Here is a 21,132-nt window from a genome sequence, read left to right as displayed (position 1 = left end):
TAGTATGTGACCAAGAGGAATTCTACAGAGCGGAAAAGGGTCTGAATCGTTCGATTAGAGCTCGGTCGGCGGCAGAAGCTCACAGAGAACAGCTGCTTGTTCAAGAAGTGCGTCGAAGAGCCGTTCAGTCGGTCGATATAGCGCGTGGTGTTCATCAACAGAGTATGGGGTTTTCTCATCATCTGTGTGCGAGAGAAATCCGCACTCGAGAAGCGGAGCAAGGGTGGTATCCAGCGCAGTTCCGGAACGGCCAGATTCGGCTTCAAAAGTGTGTCGAGGGAACTCAGAAAGGAACCGCGTACAGCAACTCAGGACGTGAGCACGTCGATCAGCGAATAGTTCGTTGAGCGCAGTACGATGGGTGCGTGTCCAATACTCATCGAGTTTGACGTATGTGCGAACGATAGGAGAAAGCTCGTTCAAGGAACCATTAGCATGGACGATGCCAAGGTCGTTGAGCGCATGTTGGTCTTTGGTGTCCAAAGACTCGCCGAGGGGATGGAGAGCAGTTTGAAGCGCCTCGTGGTACCGCGAAGTGAGAAATTCCCCGGCAACAACGTGGGCGTTCACGATATTTCGAGTTGGGTGCATTGACTCGTGGTGATCGGGGTTTCGGTGGTCGACGTGGGTTCGTGGGTAGCTCATAGAGCACCTCTTCCAACGTGGCGTTGAGCATTAACATTCCGAGCAGTCAGGCCCGAGACTGCAGCTGTGAAGGTTTAACCAACACGCCGGCGTCAATACGGCGGATGTTGGTTAACACGGAGAACACTGGATTCAGGAACTTATCTCGGAAACAGGATCAAAACAGAGACTACGGGGGACTGTACCGGGATTGGAGGAGACCAAGTCGAGTTCCCTGAAACGCGGAAGCGACACGCCGCGGCTTATCGGGAACGTAGACAACTAATCGAGTATGGGAGAACACTCAATGTCGAATCGATTGGCGGTGGACCAGCCGACACGGGGAGCTGACCGCAATCGGTCTCTCGCTGACCAGGCCGATCCGGCTGCGGACGAGATGCTGTTGCCGCAACTCGACGACGGCATCACGCTGCTCGATGTCGAGGGAGGCCGTGGCGTCCCGATCCTGCAGTCGCTCGTACTCGACCATCTCCTCCTGCACGACGGGCCCGCCTTCTGGGTCGACGCAAACGGACACGCAACGACGACGACACTCGCTCAGATCGCGCCCAGTCGACGGTTGCTCAACCGAATCCACGTGGCACGCGGATTTACCGCCTACCAGCACTACGGCGCCGTCTGTGGTCTCCCGTCAGCGGTGAACAAGTCGATCCAGATGTCCACTGTCGATGCCGGGGCGGCCGGTCGAGGGGTACCAAGTCGTGACGAGGACACGTCGCCCCACACGCCCGCCCTCATCGTCGCGCCGGCCGTCGACGCCCAGTATCGCGCCGACGATACCCTCGGCGAGTCCCACGCGAAAACCCTCCAGGCTCGAACGCTCGCCCGGTTGGCGACCTACGCCGATGGGTACGACATCCCGGTGCTCGTTACGCGAAACGAACGAAACGAATTCACCGAGCCAGTCGCGACGGTCGCCGACCATCACCTCGAGTGCGAGCAGACGCGGATGGGGCCACGGGTCGTCGGCGAGGACTTCGAGACGCTCGTCTATCCCGTCGACGACGGCGCGTACTACCAGACGACGTTCGCGTACTGGCGGCAGCTGCTCGCGGCACGCGCCACGCAGGTCGGCGTGGAACCGACGACGCCGGCGCCGTCGACGCCGACTCCGGAGGGTGTCGGGACAGGCGTCACAGCTGACGGTGAGACGGTGGCGGCCACTGCGGACCCCTTGCTCGATGCGTGGACCGCGACCGGGACAGGAGGCCGATAGCGATGGGGCGTACGAACCCAACCTACCGGGATGCGCTCCGGGCCATCGAAGAGCGGTGGGCGGAGTTCCGCCGGGCACTGCGGCGTCGCGACCAGCCGCGCTTCGACCGGCTGTTCGAGTACGCCCGCGAGCACGCCGACGCGAGCGGGCTGTTGAACCACCAGAACCCGCTGCTGCCGGCGCTGCTCAGCATCGATCTCGAACAGGAGGCCCGCCTCGACGACCACGAGGAACGCCTCGAAGAGCTCGAAGCCGCGGTCGCAACGAGCGATGACCAGGAGGCCGCTCCACCGGACGCGAACCCGTGACGATGCCGTTCAGTATCGACTTTCTGGACGACGGCCGCGTCCTGGAGTGGGAGGCAACCGCCGACGGCGCCGTCGCGACCGAGCGCAATGACTACACCCCACGCTTCTACGTCGCCGCTCGCGACCCAGCGTCCGACCTCGACCTCACGACACTCCAGTCGGTGTACGACCAGCACCCGGACGTCGTCGCGACCGAACTGGTTGCGCGACGCCCCGGCTTTCGACGAGACGAGGAGGCAGTTATCGCGGTCGACGTCGCCCACATCGATCGCGTCACTCCACTCGCCCGGCAGGCACGCCAGCTGTCGGACTATCCAGTCGGGGATCTCGCCTGTTTCAACGTGGACTTCTCGCGAGAGTTCCGATACTGTCTGGAGACCGGTGTCGATCCGACGCCGGTGAGCGAGCTGTCGACGCTCCGGCTCAGCGTCCCGGTGACCGAAATGAGTAACGACGTCTATGGGGAGCTGTCCGTCGCCGGCGACACCGTCACCGGCTCGCCGACGGATATCCTGACCGCCGTCCAAGGGGCGCTCGACGCACACGATCCGGACGTCCTGGTCTGCTCGACGAGCGAGATCGTCCCGACCCTGTACGAGATGGCGACGGATGCCGGCATCGACGACTTCTCGCTGAGCCGGTGGCCGGACGTCGACTACCAGCAGCTTGCGAGCCGGTCGACGTACTCGAGCTACGGCCGCGTCGGTCACTCCCCGGCGCGGTACAACGTCCCCGGGCGGGCGATCATCGACGAGTCGAACACGTTCTTCTACGGGGAGACGAACCTCGACGGCGTCTTCGACCTCGTGTCGCGCTCGAAAAAGCCCGTCCAGGAACTTGCGTGGGCGTCGATCGGGAACGTGCTCACGACGATCCAGATCTGCGAGGCCCACGACCGCGGTGTCCTCGTCCCGTGGAACTCCTGGCGCCACGAGTTCTACAAGCCGATGGGGACGCTCCACGATGCCGACCGCGGCGGCTTCATCTTCGCGCCCGAGGTCGGCCTCCACGAGAACGTCCACGAACTCGACTTCTCCTCGTTGTACCCGAACATCATCTGTACCCGGAACGTCTCACCGGACGTTATCCGGTGTGACTGCCACAGCGACCGCGACGACGTCCCCGGCCTCGGATACTCGATCTGCGACGACCGGGGCTACCTCGTCGACGTGCTGCAGCCAATCATCGACGCCCGCGACGAGATCAAGGCGGCCATCCGTCGCGAAAAGGAACGAGACGACCCCGACGAGGACCGGCTGACGGAGCTCGAGGGACGGTCGGGTGCGCTGAAGTGGATTCTCGTCGCCTGCTTCGGCTATCAAGGGTTCAGCAACGCGAAATTCGGCCGTATCGAGTGCCACGAGGCGATCAACGCATTCGCTCGCGAGATTCTGCTGACGGCGAAACAGCGGCTGGAAGCTGGCGGCTGGCGCGTCGTCCACGGCATCGTCGACTCCATTTGGGTGACCCCGGATCCCGACGTCGACGACGATGACCGCGAGGACCTCGAGACGCTCGCGACGGAGATCACGGAGCGCGTCGAGATTCGGCTTGAACACGAAGCCCACTACGACTGGGTCGCGTTCGTGCCGCAGCGCGAGAGCGACGCCGGCGCGTTGACGAAGTACTTCGGGAAGGTGGCCGGCGACGATGGCTTCAAGATCAGAGGTATCGAAGCCCGGCAGCGCTCAACCCCACCGTTCATCGAGGACGTCCAGCGGGATTGTCTCGAACGGCTCGACGCGACTCGATCTCCGGATGCCGTACTCGACTGTCTTCAGGAGGCGGTCAAGCGCCTCCACGCTGGGACGGTGCCGGTCGAGGATCTCGTCGAACGGAATCGTGTCTCCAAGCCGCTGGAAGGGTACTCGCAATCCACTCAGAACGTGGCGGCGCTAAAGCGGGCTCGCGACCAGGACCTCGCCATTCACCCGGGACAGGACATCAAGTACGTGGTCGTCGACGACGAGAAGAGTTCGCGAGAGCGGGTCGCGTTGGCGCACGAAGAGATGGAATCGTACGATGCGTCGTACTACGAGACGCAACTCGTCAGAGCTGTCGAGAGTGTACTGTCACCGCTTGGGTGGGACCGCACGGAGATACACCAAGGACTCGCAGGGACACGTGAGCCAGAGCTAACCGATTTCCAGTGACCGGGCAGCGAATGGTTCAATAGAGAACCACGGTCACACTCCCTCCCCCCGTCATCGATGTGTAAAACTATGAGAGGAGGGAGGGGGTGACGGGAACAGAATGGCGAAAACCGACGATGAGACCATTAACACGAAGAAGAGCGTCTCAGCGACGTAATCTATATTCTTGTAACCAATGCATATTGTCTGACAAAGTTTTATATGTAGTGCGTTACAACCCGAACCGTACTGCATTTGGATGTGAAGGTTAGGAGAAGCGACGCTTCGACTAACCGAACAGGGGCGTCCCTATCACGCTTCTCGATCTCCTACGCCATCTCTTTTGTTTTCAGCCGTCTCGTGGCGCCAAACCCGACTTTCGTGATTTGTTCTACGTGAGTACCCCCTTCCACCTTCTGTTGTTTACACATCGATGACGGGGGGTGGGGGTCACGAGACCCCGTGTCTTGATCTCATTTTCTATCCGTTCGGGGGATTTGGTGTGGAAGCGACTACTCCTGTTCGCTGCATCACCGACTCCAGTTCAGGACTCTCTCGACCTCTGCCCCGCTACTATCTCGACTTTACACATCGAACACGGGGGGTGTGTCCTCCACCGGGTGCTCGCCGAGATTCTCACTCTTCGTGAAATTCTTTCAGCTGCGCATTCACGACTGAACTGAGGAGTTCTTCCTGCTGGGCTATTCCTTCCAGGCGCGTATCATCGACGATCCGGGTCATCATCGCCTCAGGATCACCCGTGAATGTGAACTCCATATACATCCCACCGCCTCGTCCGCGGCTTTTCCGAGATGTTGAAATCAACCCGTACGTCGAAAGTTCTTTGACATATTTGACGTACGTCTCACGAGTCATCTGGTCCGCATCGAGTTCGTTCGTGACCCACTGATAGACTTTGAATCCAACCGGACTTGGGACTGAGCTTCCCGTCCGGTTCGAGTGATGCGCAACTGCTGCAGTTGCGTAGAGTGAAATCTTCTTTTGTGTCGTGAGTCCCTCAACGAGCTTCAGCGACCGGTCTTTGTCGATCTCCTCTTGGGATTCTCGGACGTGGTCCTCCGTGACCACTTCATCTCCTCGTTCGTCTGCGAGGTCGCCGGCACCGCGGAATAGGTCGATCGCCTTCCGTGCGTCACCGTGACTCTGTGCAGCGAACGCCGCCACAAGCGGAATCACGTCATCCTCGAGAGCATCTTGACGGAACGCATCGCGTCGATTTTCGAGAATTTCGCGCAGTTGATTCGCGTCGTAGTCAGGGAAGTAGACGTCACGTGGATTGAACGAGCTCTCGGCACGCCCGTCGATGTCTTCCATAAACTTTGGATCATTCGTCAGCGCTGCGACGGACACGCGGCCTTCGATTTCGTTCGTGTTACTCGCCCGCGAGAGCTGATAGAGGAGTTTCGAGTACGCGGGTTCGTCGTTTTCGCGCCGGCCGACTAAGAGGTCGATCTCGTCGAGAATGAAAATGACCGAATTGTAGTGCTCGTTGATGAGTTCGTACAGACGTCGGTACTTGCGCTTCGTCGATACGCCGGTCTCTGGAACACCGACTTCCCTCCCAACGTCCTGGGCGACAGTTTGGACGAGTTCGTAGACGGCCTGATCGAGCGTATTGATTGGCTGGCAGTTGATATCGACAACGCCGAACCGTTCGCCTTTGGATTGACAGAGCTCGATGATCTGTTGCGTGACGGCCCCGATGATGAGTGACTTACCTGTTCCTGCGGGACCGTACAGCAGCATATTCGGCGGCCGATTTCCTTGGAGAGTCGGTTTCAGAAACGAGACGACGGACTCGAGCTGGTCGTCACGGCCGACGATTCGCTCCTCGTCGATAATCGTGTCAGGCTCGACGAGATCCCGGTTGACGAAAACCGATGCCTCCCCCTCATCATCGAGCATATCACGGATCGACCGCTGAGCGCTCTCTTCAGTCGATCCCTGATTGTGGCTTGAGTCTCCGGCAGCGTCCTCACGGGCGGATTCTAACTGCTGTCCATCCGACGTAGAACTAGTTTCTTCATCAAGGGTGGATTGGTCCGCCCCTTCTTGATCACTACCGGCCATATGCCTGCTGTACACCGGAGCATTAAAAAGATTAACCTCCGTCGATGTTTATTCGCCCGCTGTATCCAATACACCGCCTGAATTCCGCGGTTTCACGGCTCGTCAGTAAGAACCGACACCGAAGTACATCTGGTGGGAGGCCCCCCGTCATCGATGTGTAACGTAGAATCGGCGCCCCTCTTGTGAATTTGCGTATCTCTGATTGGAACTAGTCGTCCCACCCCCCATCATCGAAGTGCAAGCCGCGCGTCTGACACCCCCCGTCATCGAAGTGTAAACGCAGGGTCGACCATCCCCCCATCATCGAAGTGAAAATCGGTCCAGTCTCCGGCTCTCTTGATGTTCACCGTTCGAATTTCATTTTGCACACGGGGTGTTCCTGCTCGACTTGTTACTCAATTCATCTCTTACACGGAATCCAGTACGTCTGTGTCATCCCACGAGGCCATACTCAATATACAAAACCAGCCTAATATCTCTCTATCGTCGGAATACGGCACATTTACACTTTGCACACGGGGTGTGTGATGAGAACCTATCAGTGGATACACTCGTGATCAGGGGTGTGGTCTGTCTCAAATAGAAAAAACCATGCTTCAACTGTGGAACCCTGTTCGACTGTTCGTGCCTAAAAACGGCTCTATCGACTATTAACGGCTTAATTTAATCTCAAATTCTTTCTCGTTCCCACTGTTTTCACTCTGGACGAGGGGTGTGTCCACCCCCCTTTTCAAGTGCACCAAAATCAAATAGCACACGGGGTGTGGGAAATCGATAATCGGATGTATTGACCCCTCATTCGTCCGGATTGACTGGCCCTTTATATTTGGACGTGACCTTGTCCCCCTCTCTCCACTGCCAGTAGTAGTAGCGGTTGTCGTTGATTTCCTTGATCGTGATCGTTGCCTTCGACGGGACCTCGTCCGGAAGATCATCGGGTCGGTCGTCGATCTCGTCGTCCTCCGACTCCTCCTCGAGGCGGGCCTCGCGGGCTTTGTGCTCTGCCAGCTCCTCGGCATAGCGTGCGACATGCTGGAGCTGGTCTGGCGAGTAGCCGTTGAGCGTGTCGACGATCTCTGTCGGGAGTTCGGCTGGCGGCGTCGGTGGCTCGTAGGACATTAGCGGTCGCCTCGTGTTAACCAACAAAGTGCGTACCGGCATAGATTTGTTGGTTAATCAGATATCGTCCCTTCGCGGGCTGAAGAGTATGAATAGCAGGCTATTCAAAAATAGCAACCCGGGAACGCTGTCGATGTCAAACCAACGGCAATCAATTAAACCTCACCGTGGAGGAGGTCGATAATTCAATTGCTGCTGTGAAACTCACGAGCATTCTCTTTCTGACTCACGGTAGGAAACGTCGAGATCGAGATCGTCGTACATGCGATCGAGCATAGCGAGTGCTGACTGAAACGTCGCATAATGCTCCCGCATAAACGCTATCGTCTCGCGCCGAGAGATGACTGGATATCCTTCGACGTGGTCGGGGTTGAGCACCGAACGCTCGTTGAGGACGACTTGGAGAGGACCTTCAAACGATTCCTCCGGTTGTCGCTCAAATCCTGTTGGGATTCCAAACTGTTCGAAAAAACGCTGCCAGGCGTCGATGTCCTTCTCAAGGACGGCAAGAAAGAGCGGGTAGTCGCCGGGCTCGCGACCAACCTGATAGCCCCCTTGGGTCCACACGTAGACGGCGTCCACCTGTGTAAAGGCGAAGGGCCAGTCACCGAACTGTGGGAGTACGTACGCCTCTTCGATGGACGGTGGATTCACGGCGGCACTCGTGGCCAGCAGGTCTCGTGCCGCCTTACGGACGCGATCGTCGGTCACGAACAGTCCATCATCATATCGAAGATACCCTGCATCCTCTAGTTGATTGACTGCTTGTCGAACCGTTTCGTAGGGGGTGTGGAGATGTTGGGCTACCGTTCGGATCGAATCTCCAGGATTGACTGTGAGCAACACTCTAGCAGCAGTCTCATCAAACGGATCGTACATCTAATAATTACCAATATTGTGGTAACAGTCAAATAGATTACTACACTTTCGGCTATGCCGTTCTGAACGGCCTATGCAATCTGTCTGACTGACTCAAGTCCCGGGACACCAGCCAGTCTGTCTCTGATCTCCTCCTCGCCAATTGCCGTAGCCCACCGGACCGTAATTTCGACGGTAATGAGTGTGGCCGACAGCTGTGGATCGATACTATCCAATTCGTCAATCGTGACGGCATCGATAGTTTCGGGCCGCGAGAGACGCTTCTCAGCGTCAGTGACGAGGTCCCCATCTGCGCCGCAGGGGATTCGAATCGTCACGACGGCAATTGTCGTCGATTCTGGGTCGGTAGTACTGGATACTGCCATATTTTCATCTCCGTTGAGGCGCGTCTCACGGGCCAGATGTTCGACAACTGTACTCCGAATGCGCGAGGGCGGTTCGAACGCCCGTCTCGGACGTGGCACAACCGCGTGTTTCCGAACTCTACCACTCGCGCATCCTCAAACAAAAAATACGGACAGGGCTAGGTCGGCTCGAACGCCTCGATTTCATCGATGATCTGCTTCGGATTCTCGGCGTGTTCGATGAACGAGAGGACGTTCTCTGACCATCCCGAGATGTTGTAGACGTTCTCGTAGCCTTCTGGCGTCACTAGGTCTCCGTAGGCCGCGAGATCGACGAGATACAGCGCGGTGTCCGTAGACACCTCGTCCCGATACGCATCGAACGCGTCCTTGACCGTCTGGGAATCGCGGGCCGTGAACGGCGTGTTGTCCCAGATCTGCATATCGGTGAAGACGACGATGCGTTCGACGGGCTCACCTCGCTCGCGGAGGTAATCGATTGTCTTCCAGCCGTTCGTCGAGTTCCCGACGTCCTCGTCGATCGCCAACACCGCCGCTTGGCGCTGCAGGACTGGCGTGTCGACGTGCATCGGAACGGTTTGGAAGTCGTCGCCGAACCCGCCGACGTCAGCACCCTGGTCGGCCAGGATCGCACCGAACAACGCACCGATCTCCTTCAGTCGGAGCGTGCTGTTCGCGGACAGCGCCTGATCCATCGATCCCGACAGGTCGACCGCGACAAAGGTATCGCCGAACCCGCCAGGCACCGTCTCGACTGCGACATCGATTGCGTCTTCGAGCCACTGCTCGACCGTCGGTGCTTGGACATCCACGTCTTGCAGCGCGGTGTAGGCCTGGTAGTACCGGAACGGGTACAGCGGCGCGTGGCGGACGGCCTCCAGGTCGAGGTGATCCACGACGGTGTCCTCCGGCACGCCGGCTTCGAGCATATTCCGGAGGTTCCGGATCGACGCGAAGATGGGCAGCGTGTACTCGTCGTCCTCGATGAGCAGTTCCCAGGCGGCTTGGGTGTTGCCGCGCTCGGAAATAACCGTCTCCCACGTGTTCGGCGCCGGCAACGGGTCAACGTCGGGATAGTCGTCAAGGCCACCACGCATGAACCGCTCGAAGAGCGCTTCCTGCTCGGCGTCGACGGGCGTGGGGTGGACGCGGTTGAAGACGTCGTGCAGCGTCACCTCGCGCCGCGACAGCTCGTACTTGCCCAGCGTGTAGGCGTCGGCCATCTCAACCAGCGCGTCTTCGATCCCGCGTCGAAGCGGCCACGGCGCAGTCCCGCCGAACAGCTGGTCGTGGACAGCGAGGGCGGTCGCCGTCTCGTCCATCCGCTGGATGATCGCTGGTGCCCATTCACGGATGAGCGACTCGGGGGAGTCGTCCTTGAACCGGTCGTCGTTGGCTGCCAGCACGAGCAGGACCTGGGGTATGTCCCGCAGGTAGAGTTCCTGACGCGCGTACGCAGCGAGCTTCAGGACTAACTCCGGGTCCTCGTTTGCGGCGGCATCGAACTGGCGAACGACAGCAGCGAGCTGTTCGTCATCGGTCTCGTAGAACGAGCCCTCCAGCAGCTGGTTGATCGTGCGCTTGTACAGTGCGAGTCGGGGGTCGGCAGGCTCGAACGCTTCCCCACCTTCGTAGTTGGTGGTCCGCGTTGCCTCCGCGACCGTTTGCTTTGGCGTGTTGAATTCCATCCTATCACCCGGAGCCGCAACAGGCGACTCCGATCGCGGCTGCCCACACGCTCTGTGAGCAGCGAGTCTCGGGAGCGAAACGTCCCGACCCAGCCTCGCATCGCTCGGCTGGACGTTCCCGGCACGATTCGAACGTGCGACACCCGGCTTCGAAGGCCGGTGCTCTGTCCTGACTGAGCTACGGGAACACGAGTGGCCGAACAATTTCTGGAGCGAACGACGGGATTCGAACCCGTAGAATGCCATCGACGTAGCGCTCCAGATCGACGGCCACTGGCGACACGGCGACCGGAAAACTGTCGGAGCGGAACCGGTGTCGAGCGTCCTCTCGGACGCTCTTTGTCCGGGATGTTCTCGATGGACTGCGCCACCGACAGGATTTGAACCTGCGAGTTCCTGGCGAAGCAACGCTCCGACTCGACGGTCGCCACGTGCGGTCGGGCAACCGGTGGTGCGACGGGCTATGACTCCCGTTGGTGTGCTTTGCGGGCGAAGAAACGCACCACCTCGACGACCACACGCTTGGGGAAAGCCGACCGTGACAGCGTCACAGATCCGTGGCTGCCCGCTATGTCAGACACGGAAAAACGCTGTCAGGGCCAGCCTTCCCGAGTGCTCCCGAGGGGAATCGAACCCCCGACCTCCACCTTGAAAGGGTGGCGTCTCTCGCCAACGGAGACTCCGGGAGCGCAGTAGGGACGAAATCAAGCGCTGAGGTGCGGCGGATACGCACGGATTATCGCAGGCGTTCGAAGCCCTCGAGTTGCCCGTGCGTGAACGTCACTTGATACGTGACGAGTGTATCGAGATCCTCGAAGGAGTGTTTGAGCTTGAAGCGGCCGTGGTAGTCCTCTCGTTCGATCCAGCCGTCGTGGACTCGGTTCCGACTGCCGGCCATGTAGCGAAAATCGTCCTCGTCGACGTCGTCACGGCTCGCGTATGGCCGGTCTTCTGGCGGGACCGCTTCGGTGTGCCACTCCTCTTCGAGGAGCCGACCGTCCGCCGTAATCCGAAATGTGGTCATGGTCGGTCGATCGATGCCTTTCGTCTGCCAGTCGACATCCTCGGCAGGAGTAATCCCTTCGGGGTACTCTGGCAGGTGGACGTCGTCGTAGAGTTCGACTGTATCGAATAGGCTCATCTTGATACATCGAGGGAATCCCGCCCTTCCCGTGAGTGAAGAGTGTTCCAACTGGTCGGAACCGAGAAACGAACAGGGCGGGAGGGAATCGTGTAATCTTCGGGCGACAACCGCCAGGACTGTCGTCTAACTGAATACCGGACGTAAGTGTTTACTTACACGGCTACTTACATAGCTCTGTGCGAACCGACGTGGATATGGAGCGGGACGGCGACCTACACGAACGGGTCAAAGAATACGCCCGTGAGAACGGTATCCGCCACCCACGAGCATACCGCGAGCTAATCGAGAAGGGATTAGAGGCCGCCGATGCCGACTAAGACGCTCGAAGCGACACTCGCGCCGCCGACAGCCCACAAAGAGCGAAAGCTACAGGAACTCCACGACCTGTATCACGAAGGGCTACACGAGGCGTTCGAGGCTGGCGCTGATACGCAGTCAGCAGTCAACGACATTGTGACTTCCTACGACCTGCCGTATCAGGTCAAAGACGCGCTCAAAAACTACGTGCCGTCGTTGGATGATGCACAGGAATTGAGCGACGGCCACCCGACACGAATGGTCAACCGTGCCGCTCGCTTCGACTACTCGGAGGACCGAACACACAGCTACGTGTGGGAAGTCCCCCAACCCGGACGCGGGACGAATTTCTGGATTCCGCTTCGCATCAACCCCGAACAGGAACATCTGTGGGCCGACCTGCTGGCCGGGAATGTCTCGCCCGGTCAACTCCAACTGATACAGAATCGAACATCATGGATGCTACACGTCGCTGTCGAGTATCCTGTCGAAGAGCCCGATCACGATACCGACAACGACGATGTGACGCACATCGGTCTGGACATTGGTGAATCGTCTCTTATTATGGGCTGTGCCCTCAAAGACGGTTCACCGACCCGCCCGCTTGTGTGTGACGGGAGCCGTGCGAAGCATCTCCGCAAAGAGATGTACACCACACTGAAACGACTGCAAGAGCGAGACGCAGCCGAGTGGCGGATCGACGAGCGATTCGACCACTATCAAAACGCCCTTACCGATATTGTCGAGAAGGCGTCTCGACAGGCTGTCGAGTACGCCCGGCAATTCGAGAAGCCGGTTCTGGTGATGGAAGACCTGACGTACATCCGCGAGTCGCTTGATTGCGGCGAATTCATGAACCGGCGGCTTCATGCGTGGGCGTTCGCTCGATTGCAGGACCGTATCGAGGACAAAGCCACCGAAGCGGGAATCCCGACGATGTACGTCAATGCCGCGTACACGTCGCAGATGTGCCACGAGTGCGGTCACATCGGCTATCGAGACGGTGGCGGAGAGTTTCACTGTACGCACGACGAGTGCCACGTCACGACGTTTGAGGGCGATATAAACGGCGCTATCAATATCGCACAGCGGGCAGACCCGTGGGGAGAGAGCGTGCCGCTGAAACCGGCAGGCAATGACTCGCCTCGGGATGGGAGTGCCTGTGACAGCACCACGACCCACACCGAGCAGAGCCAATCAGAGCAGATGACGCTCAGTGAGTTCGGGTCGAAACCCACTGCCAGCGACTAGCTGGTATTCCTACGCAGGGAAGCGGCGCCGTTCACGGCGCGGAGGATGTCACTGTTGTCCTCCATTGCGGGACCAGGAGTCGAACCTGGGCCTCGGGGATATGAGCCCCGTGGACTGCCATTATCCTATCCCGCAGCACACAATTCGGAACTCACTCATGGACATCTCTCAGTTCTCCACAGCTGTCCGTCCCTCAGTCTCGTCGGCTGGAAGTGAGAGGTCTCGGACTGTTGGAGAATGCTCCAGCCCGGATTCGAACCGGGGGCTCGGCCGTGAGAGGGCCGTGAGTTTGGCCGCTACTCCACTGGAGCGGGGTGGCCTCTCCTTGGAAGGGTCGTCGGCCAGTGGGACGGGCAGGATTCGAACCTGCGTGTTCTCGTTACAAGTGAGATGAAGGAACTCTCACCGTCGCACCGGGTCTCCGGTGAAAATTCGGCGAGAGTGTGTGAATGCCAGGCTCTTCCACCGTCCCGCAGTCTCCCCGGCACGACTCGAACGTGCGTCTCCTCCTATACAGGGAGGCATCGTAGCCGTTAGACCACAGGGAGAAAATGTCGCCGCGAGGATTCGAACCTCGGAAGGACCTACGCCAGCGGGTCTGAGCCGCTTCTCGTTGACCACTTGAGTACGGCGACGGAACGGTGAAGCGAGAATTGTCTCCCGGCACGGTGGCCGGATGCCGCCACCAGGATTCGAACCTGGGAAGGACTAACCACACGGGTCTCGACCGTGTCCGTTCGACCACTCTGGCATGGCGGCGCAATTCGAGAATCGCCAGCGACTCTGCGAATCACTTCGGTACGCAGCGGCGGGAGAGCGATTTGAACACTCGTGTCCTTGCGGACGCTACGGTTCCAACGCAGTCCCTTGACCAACCTAGGGAAACCCCGCCAACGGTGAGACGGAGAGTCGAACTCCGAAGCCTCGCGGCTCTCGGTTTCACACCGAGCGCGGTCGCCTATCCGCATGTCTCACCATCTCCGTCGGAACTTGCTTCGACAAGCCCGCCTCGCGTTTCTCACCGGGACACCGGAAAACGCGCATTACTCAGCTTCTGACCCTCACTACCGAGGCGAATGTGCTCATCAGCATCCAGTCACAGCAGGGATGGTGTCACCTCGTTCCGTGGAAGTATGCGCCGCCCTCGGTGACGCAGATTTCCACGCTTCCAATCGTGTCGATAGACGTTGTTTCACCGATCGGGACGTGACGGAACGCTTCCTCCTCGCAGGTAGGGCAGACATTCGTTGTCATGACGCCGCGACCCGGATTCGAACCGGGGGACCGATAGCAGTCGGCCACGGCATAGCAGGCCGCTGGGTTCCCCAATACCCAGTCGCGGCACAGTGAGCCGACGCGGATTCGAACCTCGGTCCTGTGCGCCCAAGGCACAGATCGTCGTCCGCTGGACCATCGGCTCACTGGACTGCCGAGCGTTCGGCAGCTGATTATCTATCTGTACGACTTTCCAACTGCGCAACCGCGACCGAGTAGTCGTGGTTGCGCGTCTCATCGCGGGGGCGTACTTCGGGTGTGCCCGGGAATACCACACCGGCTCATGTAGGTTGCAGACCCTGCTGGGCCCAGCATCGTCGGAACGATCCAGCTGATCGCACCAACGGGCTGCCTACCTCGATGGGTATCCCCACGTGGCCACGCCACGCATCCACGCCGACGCCGGGATTTGAACCCGGATCACGGCCGTGACAGGGCCGTATGCTCGCCGGATTACACCACGTCGGCATGTCGCCCCGGCCGGAATCGAACCGGCGACCTCCGGATTCAAAGTCCGGCGTCCCTCGCCAGCGGAGACTCCGGGGCTCGACGTAGCCGCAGCTCTCGCTGTGGGGCTGTTGGCTAACGAGTTCCGTACGCTCAGCGCGGACGGAGTCCGCTCGCTCCTGTATCGGGACGAACGGAAATCAAGCAGCCGCGAGCCTGGCATCCTGCACTCGCATCAGGCTGTGTCCTGAGCGAGTACTGGGCACAGGCAGGCGGCAATCCCGTGTTCCCCGACCCGTGACGGGTAGTCCGTATGGGGGCCGAGTTATGCGGGTGAGAGTGTCCGGACGTCGCCGGATTGCGTCGAACTCTCGTATTCGAAGTCGACGCGGATCCGGCGGTTTGCGCCCGGGCTCTTCGCACGCTGATCTTGTAGGCACTCGCCAAACACGGGACCCGCGGCTAAGCGAGAACGAGCACGCCGCGGGGTGAGGCGAGTGATGATCATCGTGTTGAACTCTCTCGGTTTGAGGGGTGTATCGGACGTCAACCTGGAATATCGTGGCAATTGTATTAAAATTAGTTAGGGTGTGTTACCCACAGACACGCCAGTCACACTCCAAGATGCGGTTGCACACGACGTTTAATGTCCTAGCATTGGCTGTCGTCGATAGCCGGACGCTGGCCGGTGTTCTCGGTTGGACCCACAGAAACTATTTACACCAACCTGCTCTCTGTGGCGATAGATGAGTGGCCGACCGTTGGTTCGGTTCTAGCCGGGAGCCCAGTCACACGGCGTGACTGACGGTTCTCGGTTAGATACCAATGACCGAGAATACCGACTCAAACGAATCTCAGAAGCCAGGGAGTGCAAACAGCAGGTGTTCCAACCCTACCGAACAGCGATCATCCTCCGGATGCCAGTGCAGTGGTGCTTCCCCGCCGTGCGATGCATGTGACACCACCCAGTACGACAAACTCCACGAAGTCTCCCTTGGTGAGCGGGCGTATGATGTGTGTGGAGATTGCCTCCAGCTCCTCGTTGACGACGTCGAGGAGTACCACTGGTGGGATCGCCTGACTGAAGCGCACTACAATCGCGCTGCGGAGTTTCTCCGCTCCCTCGATGCAGTCTGGTGCGTCAAAGATCAGGCGTACGCTGGCGGGGAACTGTGGGTCCACACGCCCTATTGTGACGCTGCCGTCGTCAGAGATGTGTGTGACCACTTTGGGTTCCAGATTCGCTGGTTTAGCGTTGTATACCCCGTTGACGATGGCTTCGAGTGCGTCTCCGAGCACGGGCCCTGTATCGAGATCAACCTCACGTTTACAGCCCACCGTTCGGATCCACTCCCGCTTGAATACGACATTCAGAACGACGTGGCATACCACGAGATCGAGTGGCTTGACGAGTATCGGCGCCTGTTCACGTCGCCTCCCGAGTAGTTCGGACTCGCAGATCGAATTGCCTCTCCAAAATACGGTTGAACAACTGTCTCACTATTTGACGACTCGATCTGTGCGCCAAGAGTCTGTATTCCACTCTACCCGATATGATTATGAATACATCGGAGAGATGGGAATCTATGAGAGTGGACGGTGCTACGGGTTATCGACCGTTTGCGGGATCGGTCCTGCACGGTTGGCGAGTTGGCCGATGCAATGATAAACGCAAACCGTGCGAGACTTTATCCGTTGGCAGAGCCAAGATTTGCCTGACCAATGAGTCTGGACGACGCGGTTGAGGAGGCTCTCGCAACATACGGGATGTCGCGGAGCGAAGAGGCCGAAGAAACCGGCCGCACGGTCGCGACGCTCCAAGACTAGCGCACGCCGCTTACTCGAGAGTCCGAATTCTCTCTGCGAACTCCGCCTTAGATAGTCCAGGAGTTTCCATTAGCTCGGGGTTGTCGGTGCGCTCAACCGCTTCTTCGACGAATTCGATCCAGAGCTCCTCGTGCGCTGTTGCGTAGACTGTTTTCGCTTCTGCGGGATACATATCCAGCTCGTATGCCGTCAGGTCGATATGGACCTCGTGTTTCCGCTCAAGCGTTGTCGCTCCGAAGTCAGAGAGATGTTTGAGTAGCACATTCTTCCGACGAACCGTTAAGAGACGCTTTGACTCGTTAATATATTCGTTTACCCACTCCCGCCAGTCGTATGTCTCTGAGTCGATTTCCACGGAGGTCTCTGGCATCGAGAAATCGGGAGCAATCCGACGGAGGTAGAACTGAACCAGGGCAACAGCAGTCCGATGGTTCGCATTCGGAAGCGCGTGTTTGAGAATGAGATTTGAGGCGAGACGGCCTGCAACATCAGTCGCGTCGCCCTCCCACGACACCCGGTTGAGCGCGTCTGGGAGTGCATCGATGTCGATGTTCTTGTACGCTTCAACAGGAACTCCTTTTTCTTCCTCGTTCTGGGCTATGAGCGCTTGATAGATCTCGAGGAGCCGGGCAACGATGGTACCGTTATCAGCACCCATCTCAGAGAGTGCCTCGCCAAAATCGAATTCGAGATCGCCGACGTCCCCACCACCGACGCGGGAGGTATAGATACCGAAAAACTCGCTGTCAAGATCGTACCTGCGAACCTTCACCGCCACGTCATCGTCGTACTCGACAATCCTGGCAACGATCTCTGATGGAGCCTCGTGGACAAAATCAAGAGAGAACTGATTGTCGCCCGGATGGTGATAATAGACGTGACCCATCTACCTGATTCGCTGTACTTGGAGGAGCATCTTAATTCACGCTACCTTTCGGACCGACCTGGCATCAGGATTCCATCGAATCGAATCTCTCCCAGTCGACGTTGATTCGGAGATGATACTCACTGTCCTAGCGTCCCTGTTCGCTTCGCGTTGGGTCGAGAAGCGGATACCCGCTTGTGAATGACTTGAGGAGCGTCTCACGCGCCGGGAGGTCGATGCCGAGCTGGTCGACGAGGTTAGAGATCCGCTTGGTCGCAACGCCGTTGTCGGGTCGCTGGAGGCACTCAACGACCGTCGCCCACGAATAGTCTCGATCCTCCGCGACGATTATCGCCTGTACGAGTTCTCGGATGCCACCACAGAGTTCGAGATGGTCGGTACAGTCAACGGTCGTCTTTTCCACATCTGCGACGTTCACGGGGCTGTCCTCGATGAGCCTCGACTCGTAGCCGAAGAATTTGATCTTGAGCGGAGCGGCTACGTCCGTGAAGTCGGTCAGTCAGGCTAACCTCCGGGAATAACGGCAGACTATCGCTCCCTATTCTCTGACAACCACTCCTAATCTGGACGGGGCGCGTCCTCGTACTTGACCATCTTCTCGGGCTTATCGGCGATGGTGTCGTAGATCTGCTGAAGTGTCTCCTCCGCGGCAAGCAGATTGTGCGTCTCCAGGAACTCGCGGCCGTCTTCGGTGAGGCCGTAGAACTTCCAGGGATACCCCTGCCGGCGCTGGTCGTCGTCCAAAGCGACCTCCGTGACGATGCCGGCGTCGATCAGCTTCTGGATGTGCTTGTAGACGGTCGCATCGCTCACACTGGGATTGAGCTCCTCGAGTTCGTACATCGATGGGAGCTGTTGAGGGTGAGCGAGAATATCGCTGATAAGCGAAAACCGTGTCTGCTGTGTAATGAAGTGGATGACTTCCCGTGGTGTCGTGTCGTCACCGACACCCGAACCAGCCTCCATAACGATGTATTCGACCGGGCATAGTAAAGTAGTTTATCCGAGAGTAAACTACCGAGCCGGCTCACTATGATGAGTGTACCGCCAAGCGAGTAGGACAGGACAATTCACTGGTCCTCACGCTCTTCCCACTCCGGACGTGGTGTCGGGGACGGAAGTTCGTCAACCTCAGTTCGAAGTTCGTCCTCTGTCGTCCACGGGAAGCACCGTTCGTGGAGTTCGAATTTGCGGAACTTGTTGAGATGGACCCAACTGTACGTTGCCGGCTCTTCGTCCTCATCTGCCCGCTCGTCGATCACATCCCACACCTCCTGTTCGTCGATGTCGAGACCGCTCTCTTGGGCGCGATCGACGAGCGACTCGACGTTTGCTTGGACTTCATCCGCCGACAAATCGTCTGTGAACGCTATCTCAAGGGCGGCCTGAACGACGTGCTGTGGCGAGTCAAGGTTCTCGTCAGTCACCCACGCGTAATCACGTGGGAACACGTACGACTTGTCGAAATACGGCGGGTCATCGATCTCGCCCAATTCAGGCGCCTCCCCACCACTCTCCTTCTCGAAGACCCCAACGATGTAGTCGCTGTACGTCGCGAGCAACGAAAACATGATATCGAACGTATTGAGGCGGTCAGTCGGAAGTTCGAGGAGATCACCCATGATGAACGGATAGGCACCGAGCTGCTTCGTGAGTTCGTTCTGGACGGCGCGAAGCCGGCGGATATAGGGGTCGCGATAGCTCCCCAAGATGAAATACGATGTCCGCTGACTCCAGAGATACGGCAATTCACGCTGGGTGAACCGCCAGATTTCCCGTTTCTCTGCAGGCTCAAGTTCGATGCCCCCGACGGCCTCGTGAACAACGGTCATAATCTCCCCAGCGTCCGGCGGCGGGCTTGGGTCGGTCATTAGCTGCCGATTCAAACCACACCACCTTATCCCTTCTGAATCACTTTGGTTTTTCTCGTTTTAACCAACTTGTACAACCCTAACTGTTATAGCGTCCTATCTCGTACCAGCACGTATGAGCGAAACCGACACGGGCGCGGCCGATGCAGGGCCGTTCGCGGAACAGCAGCGGCTGTTCAAGCTGCTGTCCCAGGATACGCGCCATCTCATCATCCAGGAGCTGCTGGGCCATCCCGCCCATCTAATGTCGCTCGCCGAACTCGAGTATATGACCGGGAAGAGCCAGGCGGCCATCAAAGACCAGTTGGAGACGTTGATCGACGCCGGGCTCCTCGCACGCTACACGTACGAACCAAGCGAGGGGAAACGTGATCTCCCCGCCCAGTTCTACGGATTCACAGAGCGGGGGGTCGAGGTCCTCCACGACTACAAGTATCTCCGTGGGCTTCCGGTCGCACGTGCCCTCTACGAAAACACGCGCAAGACCGAGAAAATCGAGCGCCACGAATCGGCCCCTCGCCCGGAGCTTCCGGATGCCGTCGCGGAAGCCCTCGAATTCGACGAGCCCGATCTCGAGGCCGTCGATGGTGGCACAAACCCATAGTTCGTCGTTGAACAGCACCGTTCTCGACGCTGCAGAGAAGGTACGCCGACTTCGTACCTAGGTCAGGACTCCGTGGGCTCCAGCATGGCTGGCTCGACGTTGATTCGGAGGCGGTACGTACTGTCGGTCGATCCGGTGTCGGGCCGCGTGGGGTCCAACAGGGAGTACCCACTCGTGAACGACGCAACGAGTTCTTCGCGGGCGGGGAGGTCGATGCCGAGCTGGTCGGCGAGGTAGACGATCCGCTTGGTCGCCGCGCCGTTATCGAGGCGCTCGAGGTACTCGCCGACGGTGTCCCAGTCGCAGCCCCAGTCGTCGGCGGTGCGCATCGCGGTTGCGAGTTCTCGAAGGCCACCACAGAACTCGGGGTGGTCCGCACAGTCGACCAGCGTCTTCTCTTGGTCGCTGACCTGAACGGTCGTGCCCTCGATCGATGTCGGCTCGAATCCGAAGAATTTCCGCTCGGTGACTGTCGTGACGCGGTACGGGACGCCGTGGATCTCTCGGCTTTGCGCTCGGGTCGGCGTAACGACATACACCGTCCTGGGGACCTGTTCAGTCAGTCCGTGGTGGCTGAGGGCGCTGTAGTAGCCGATGTACATCGGCTCGGCGACGTGGGCGGCGATGAGGTACTCGTGGGTTGTGTACAGGCCCTCTTCACCGGCTGCGAGTGGGATGATGAGGTATCGGCCGGCAAACAGTATGTCGAGCCAGCCCTTCTCGGTGAGCCGGGAGGCGATCTCGCGGGCGGTGTTTGGGGGAACCTCCAGCGTCGTCTCGATATCGTCAACGGAGATGATCTGGTGCCCCGCGCCAGCGAGTTGTGCAAGGAGTCGACTTTCTCGAGTCGAGAGACCCTGGCGTATATTTTGCGATTGTTCTATGATACCCATACCTGCGTTTCTTACATAGAATATAGTCTCAGACCTGCTTTAGCCTTGCCTCATCCTTCTTAGCTTTCTTAACCAACACAAAATCATCCAATAGATATGTGTTGGTTAAGAACTGTGAAGACTGTGGATGAACAAATCGGATGTGGAAGATTCTGTCGGCAGTATCTTCCAACCCCGTCTTCTGGCTGGTCCAA

The 21,132-nt window shown here is 58.7% G+C and carries 19 protein-coding genes and 13 tRNA genes; 7 read left to right on the top strand and 25 right to left on the bottom strand.

Annotation, left to right across the window (positions count from 1 at the left end):
- Positions 1 to 54: 54 nt before the first annotated feature.
- Positions 55 to 645 (bottom strand): hypothetical protein, encoded by a 591-nt coding sequence (locus HZS55_RS13985; RefSeq protein WP_179908245.1) that lies wholly within the window; start codon positions 643 to 645, stop codon positions 55 to 57.
- Positions 646 to 1,021: 376 nt separating this feature from the next.
- On the opposite strand from HZS55_RS13985, the gene HZS55_RS13980 reads away from it, so the two are divergent.
- The 3 genes from HZS55_RS13980 to HZS55_RS13970 are packed head-to-tail and all read left to right on the top strand — an operon-like array spanning position 1,022 to position 4,322.
- Positions 1,022 to 1,861 (top strand): hypothetical protein, encoded by an 840-nt coding sequence (locus HZS55_RS13980; protein WP_218927222.1) that lies wholly within the window; start codon positions 1,022 to 1,024, stop codon positions 1,859 to 1,861.
- A 2-nt stretch (positions 1,862 to 1,863) separates the two neighbouring features.
- The gene (locus HZS55_RS13975; RefSeq protein WP_074878720.1) at positions 1,864 to 2,169 is read left to right on the top strand and encodes a hypothetical protein; all 306 of its coding nucleotides are present in this window, start codon (positions 1,864 to 1,866) and stop codon (positions 2,167 to 2,169) included.
- A gap of 2 nt (positions 2,170 to 2,171) precedes the next feature.
- On the top strand, positions 2,172 to 4,322 hold the full coding sequence (locus HZS55_RS13970) for a type B DNA-directed DNA polymerase (RefSeq protein WP_179908243.1): 2,151 nt from the start codon (positions 2,172 to 2,174) through the stop codon (positions 4,320 to 4,322).
- A gap of 615 nt (positions 4,323 to 4,937) precedes the next feature.
- Here HZS55_RS13970 and HZS55_RS13965 read toward each other — a convergent pair.
- The 9 genes from HZS55_RS13965 to HZS55_RS13925 all read right to left on the bottom strand — a co-directional run bounded on the left by HZS55_RS13965 (position 4,938) and on the right by HZS55_RS13925 (position 11,584).
- Positions 4,938 to 6,392, bottom strand: a complete 1,455-nt coding sequence (locus HZS55_RS13965) for an orc1/cdc6 family replication initiation protein (protein ID WP_135806823.1) — start codon at positions 6,390 to 6,392, stop codon at positions 4,938 to 4,940.
- A 795-nt stretch (positions 6,393 to 7,187) separates the two neighbouring features.
- Positions 7,188 to 7,511: a hypothetical protein gene (locus HZS55_RS13960; protein ID WP_135806824.1), complete on the bottom strand. Its 324-nt coding sequence runs from the start codon at positions 7,509 to 7,511 to the stop codon at positions 7,188 to 7,190.
- Between the two features lie 204 nt (positions 7,512 to 7,715).
- A complete protein-coding gene (locus tag HZS55_RS13955) occupies positions 7,716 to 8,390 on the bottom strand; it encodes a MarR family transcriptional regulator (protein ID WP_135806825.1) in 675 nt (224 codons plus the stop codon).
- 71 nt (positions 8,391 to 8,461) lie between these two features.
- Positions 8,462 to 8,755: a hypothetical protein gene (locus HZS55_RS13950; RefSeq protein ID WP_135806826.1), complete on the bottom strand. Its 294-nt coding sequence runs from the start codon at positions 8,753 to 8,755 to the stop codon at positions 8,462 to 8,464.
- Positions 8,756 to 8,814: 59 nt separating this feature from the next.
- Positions 8,815 to 8,886, bottom strand: a tRNA-Gly gene (locus tag HZS55_RS13945).
- 27 nt (positions 8,887 to 8,913) lie between these two features.
- Positions 8,914 to 10,443: a TROVE domain-containing protein gene (locus tag HZS55_RS13940; protein ID WP_179908242.1), complete on the bottom strand. Its 1,530-nt coding sequence runs from the start codon at positions 10,441 to 10,443 to the stop codon at positions 8,914 to 8,916.
- A 113-nt stretch (positions 10,444 to 10,556) separates the two neighbouring features.
- Positions 10,557 to 10,631, bottom strand: a tRNA-Arg gene (locus tag HZS55_RS13935).
- 425 nt (positions 10,632 to 11,056) lie between these two features.
- Positions 11,057 to 11,132 (bottom strand) — tRNA-Glu (locus HZS55_RS13930).
- Positions 11,133 to 11,179: 47 nt separating this feature from the next.
- Positions 11,180 to 11,584 carry a hypothetical protein gene (locus HZS55_RS13925; RefSeq protein ID WP_135806828.1) on the bottom strand — a complete coding sequence of 135 codons (405 nt, stop codon included), beginning with the start codon at positions 11,582 to 11,584 and terminating at the stop codon, positions 11,180 to 11,182.
- Positions 11,585 to 11,763: 179 nt separating this feature from the next.
- On the opposite strand from HZS55_RS13925, the gene HZS55_RS13920 reads away from it, so the two are divergent.
- A complete protein-coding gene (locus tag HZS55_RS13920; protein ID WP_168216048.1) occupies positions 11,764 to 11,904 on the top strand; it encodes a hypothetical protein in 141 nt (46 codons plus the stop codon).
- On the top strand, positions 11,894 to 13,135 hold the full coding sequence (locus HZS55_RS13915; protein WP_135806829.1) for an RNA-guided endonuclease TnpB family protein: 1,242 nt from the start codon (positions 11,894 to 11,896) through the stop codon (positions 13,133 to 13,135). Before HZS55_RS13920 ends, HZS55_RS13915 begins: the two co-directional genes overlap by 11 nt.
- A gap of 64 nt (positions 13,136 to 13,199) precedes the next feature.
- Here HZS55_RS13915 and HZS55_RS13910 read toward each other — a convergent pair.
- The 10 genes from HZS55_RS13910 to HZS55_RS13865 all read right to left on the bottom strand — a co-directional run bounded on the left by HZS55_RS13910 (position 13,200) and on the right by HZS55_RS13865 (position 14,957).
- Positions 13,200 to 13,270, bottom strand: a tRNA-Met gene (locus HZS55_RS13910).
- 103 nt (positions 13,271 to 13,373) lie between these two features.
- Positions 13,374 to 13,446, bottom strand: a tRNA-Glu gene (locus tag HZS55_RS13905).
- 34 nt (positions 13,447 to 13,480) lie between these two features.
- A tRNA-Thr gene (locus HZS55_RS13900) sits at positions 13,481 to 13,607 on the bottom strand.
- Positions 13,608 to 13,687: 80 nt separating this feature from the next.
- Positions 13,688 to 13,770: transfer RNA gene (locus tag HZS55_RS13895), tRNA-Leu, on the bottom strand.
- 42 nt (positions 13,771 to 13,812) lie between these two features.
- A tRNA-Leu gene (locus tag HZS55_RS13890) sits at positions 13,813 to 13,894 on the bottom strand.
- Positions 13,895 to 13,941: 47 nt separating this feature from the next.
- Positions 13,942 to 14,027, bottom strand: a tRNA-Ser gene (locus HZS55_RS13885).
- Positions 14,028 to 14,391: 364 nt separating this feature from the next.
- Positions 14,392 to 14,478: transfer RNA gene (locus HZS55_RS13880), tRNA-Ser, on the bottom strand.
- A gap of 4 nt (positions 14,479 to 14,482) precedes the next feature.
- Positions 14,483 to 14,555: transfer RNA gene (locus HZS55_RS13875), tRNA-Pro, on the bottom strand.
- Positions 14,556 to 14,804: 249 nt separating this feature from the next.
- Positions 14,805 to 14,878, bottom strand: a tRNA-Asp gene (locus tag HZS55_RS13870).
- Positions 14,879 to 14,881: 3 nt separating this feature from the next.
- Positions 14,882 to 14,957, bottom strand: a tRNA-Gln gene (locus HZS55_RS13865).
- A gap of 725 nt (positions 14,958 to 15,682) precedes the next feature.
- On the opposite strand from HZS55_RS13865, the gene HZS55_RS13860 reads away from it, so the two are divergent.
- Positions 15,683 to 16,303 (top strand): hypothetical protein, encoded by a 621-nt coding sequence (locus HZS55_RS13860; RefSeq protein ID WP_179908241.1) that lies wholly within the window; start codon positions 15,683 to 15,685, stop codon positions 16,301 to 16,303.
- 391 nt (positions 16,304 to 16,694) lie between these two features.
- On the opposite strand, the gene HZS55_RS13855 is transcribed toward HZS55_RS13860, so the two are convergent.
- The 4 genes from HZS55_RS13855 to HZS55_RS13840 all read right to left on the bottom strand — a co-directional run bounded on the left by HZS55_RS13855 (position 16,695) and on the right by HZS55_RS13840 (position 19,441).
- Positions 16,695 to 17,570, bottom strand: coding sequence for a hypothetical protein (locus HZS55_RS13855; protein ID WP_179908240.1), 876 nt, complete (start codon positions 17,568 to 17,570; stop codon positions 16,695 to 16,697).
- Between the two features lie 127 nt (positions 17,571 to 17,697).
- Entirely contained in the window at positions 17,698 to 17,988 is a 291-nt protein-coding gene (locus tag HZS55_RS13850) for a hypothetical protein (protein WP_179908239.1), read from the bottom strand.
- A 140-nt stretch (positions 17,989 to 18,128) separates the two neighbouring features.
- Positions 18,129 to 18,536: a MarR family transcriptional regulator gene (locus tag HZS55_RS13845; RefSeq protein WP_049987546.1), complete on the bottom strand. Its 408-nt coding sequence runs from the start codon at positions 18,534 to 18,536 to the stop codon at positions 18,129 to 18,131.
- A 104-nt stretch (positions 18,537 to 18,640) separates the two neighbouring features.
- Entirely contained in the window at positions 18,641 to 19,441 is an 801-nt protein-coding gene (locus tag HZS55_RS13840; protein WP_179908238.1) for a hypothetical protein, read from the bottom strand.
- 115 nt (positions 19,442 to 19,556) lie between these two features.
- On the opposite strand from HZS55_RS13840, the gene HZS55_RS13835 reads away from it, so the two are divergent.
- A complete protein-coding gene (locus HZS55_RS13835) occupies positions 19,557 to 20,045 on the top strand; it encodes a helix-turn-helix domain-containing protein (RefSeq protein ID WP_179908237.1) in 489 nt (162 codons plus the stop codon).
- Between the two features lie 62 nt (positions 20,046 to 20,107).
- Here the strand turns inward: HZS55_RS13835 and HZS55_RS13830 are convergent, their stop codons facing one another.
- Complete coding sequence (locus HZS55_RS13830; protein WP_179908236.1) at positions 20,108 to 20,938, bottom strand: type IV toxin-antitoxin system AbiEi family antitoxin domain-containing protein; 831 nt, start codon at positions 20,936 to 20,938, stop codon at positions 20,108 to 20,110.
- Positions 20,939 to 21,132: the final 194 nt, after the last annotated feature.

The organism is Halosimplex rubrum (assembly GCF_013415885.1).
Taxonomy (GTDB): domain Archaea; phylum Halobacteriota; class Halobacteria; order Halobacteriales; family Haloarculaceae; genus Halosimplex; species Halosimplex rubrum.
This window is presented reverse-complemented; position numbering and strand designations above follow the sequence as displayed.

Excerpts from the sequence above, each read along its gene's own strand:
- HZS55_RS13950 (WP_135806826.1), bottom strand. The coding sequence starts at position 8,755 with ATGGCAGTATCCAGTACTACCGACCCAGAATCGACGACAATTGCCGTC.
- HZS55_RS13915 (WP_135806829.1), top strand. The coding sequence starts at position 11,894 with ATGCCGACTAAGACGCTCGAAGCGACACTCGCGCCGCCGACAGCCCAC.
- HZS55_RS13980 (WP_218927222.1), top strand. The coding sequence starts at position 1,022 with ATGCTGTTGCCGCAACTCGACGACGGCATCACGCTGCTCGATGTCGAG.
- HZS55_RS13975 (WP_074878720.1), top strand. The coding sequence starts at position 1,864 with ATGGGGCGTACGAACCCAACCTACCGGGATGCGCTCCGGGCCATCGAA.
- HZS55_RS13960 (WP_135806824.1), bottom strand. The coding sequence starts at position 7,511 with ATGTCCTACGAGCCACCGACGCCGCCAGCCGAACTCCCGACAGAGATC.
- HZS55_RS13860 (WP_179908241.1), top strand. The coding sequence starts at position 15,683 with ATGACCGAGAATACCGACTCAAACGAATCTCAGAAGCCAGGGAGTGCA.
- HZS55_RS13840 (WP_179908238.1), bottom strand. The coding sequence starts at position 19,441 with ATGACCGACCCAAGCCCGCCGCCGGACGCTGGGGAGATTATGACCGTT.
- HZS55_RS13925 (WP_135806828.1), bottom strand. The coding sequence starts at position 11,584 with ATGAGCCTATTCGATACAGTCGAACTCTACGACGACGTCCACCTGCCA.
- HZS55_RS13940 (WP_179908242.1), bottom strand. The coding sequence starts at position 10,443 with ATGGAATTCAACACGCCAAAGCAAACGGTCGCGGAGGCAACGCGGACC.
- HZS55_RS13985 (WP_179908245.1), bottom strand. The coding sequence starts at position 645 with ATGAGCTACCCACGAACCCACGTCGACCACCGAAACCCCGATCACCAC.
- HZS55_RS13965 (WP_135806823.1), bottom strand. The coding sequence starts at position 6,392 with ATGGCCGGTAGTGATCAAGAAGGGGCGGACCAATCCACCCTTGATGAA.
- HZS55_RS13835 (WP_179908237.1), top strand. The coding sequence starts at position 19,557 with ATGAGCGAAACCGACACGGGCGCGGCCGATGCAGGGCCGTTCGCGGAA.
- HZS55_RS13845 (WP_049987546.1), bottom strand. The coding sequence starts at position 18,536 with ATGGAGGCTGGTTCGGGTGTCGGTGACGACACGACACCACGGGAAGTC.
- HZS55_RS13955 (WP_135806825.1), bottom strand. The coding sequence starts at position 8,390 with ATGTACGATCCGTTTGATGAGACTGCTGCTAGAGTGTTGCTCACAGTC.
- HZS55_RS13830 (WP_179908236.1), bottom strand. The coding sequence starts at position 20,938 with ATGGGTATCATAGAACAATCGCAAAATATACGCCAGGGTCTCTCGACT.
- HZS55_RS13970 (WP_179908243.1), top strand. The coding sequence starts at position 2,172 with ATGCCGTTCAGTATCGACTTTCTGGACGACGGCCGCGTCCTGGAGTGG.
- HZS55_RS13855 (WP_179908240.1), bottom strand. The coding sequence starts at position 17,570 with ATGGGTCACGTCTATTATCACCATCCGGGCGACAATCAGTTCTCTCTT.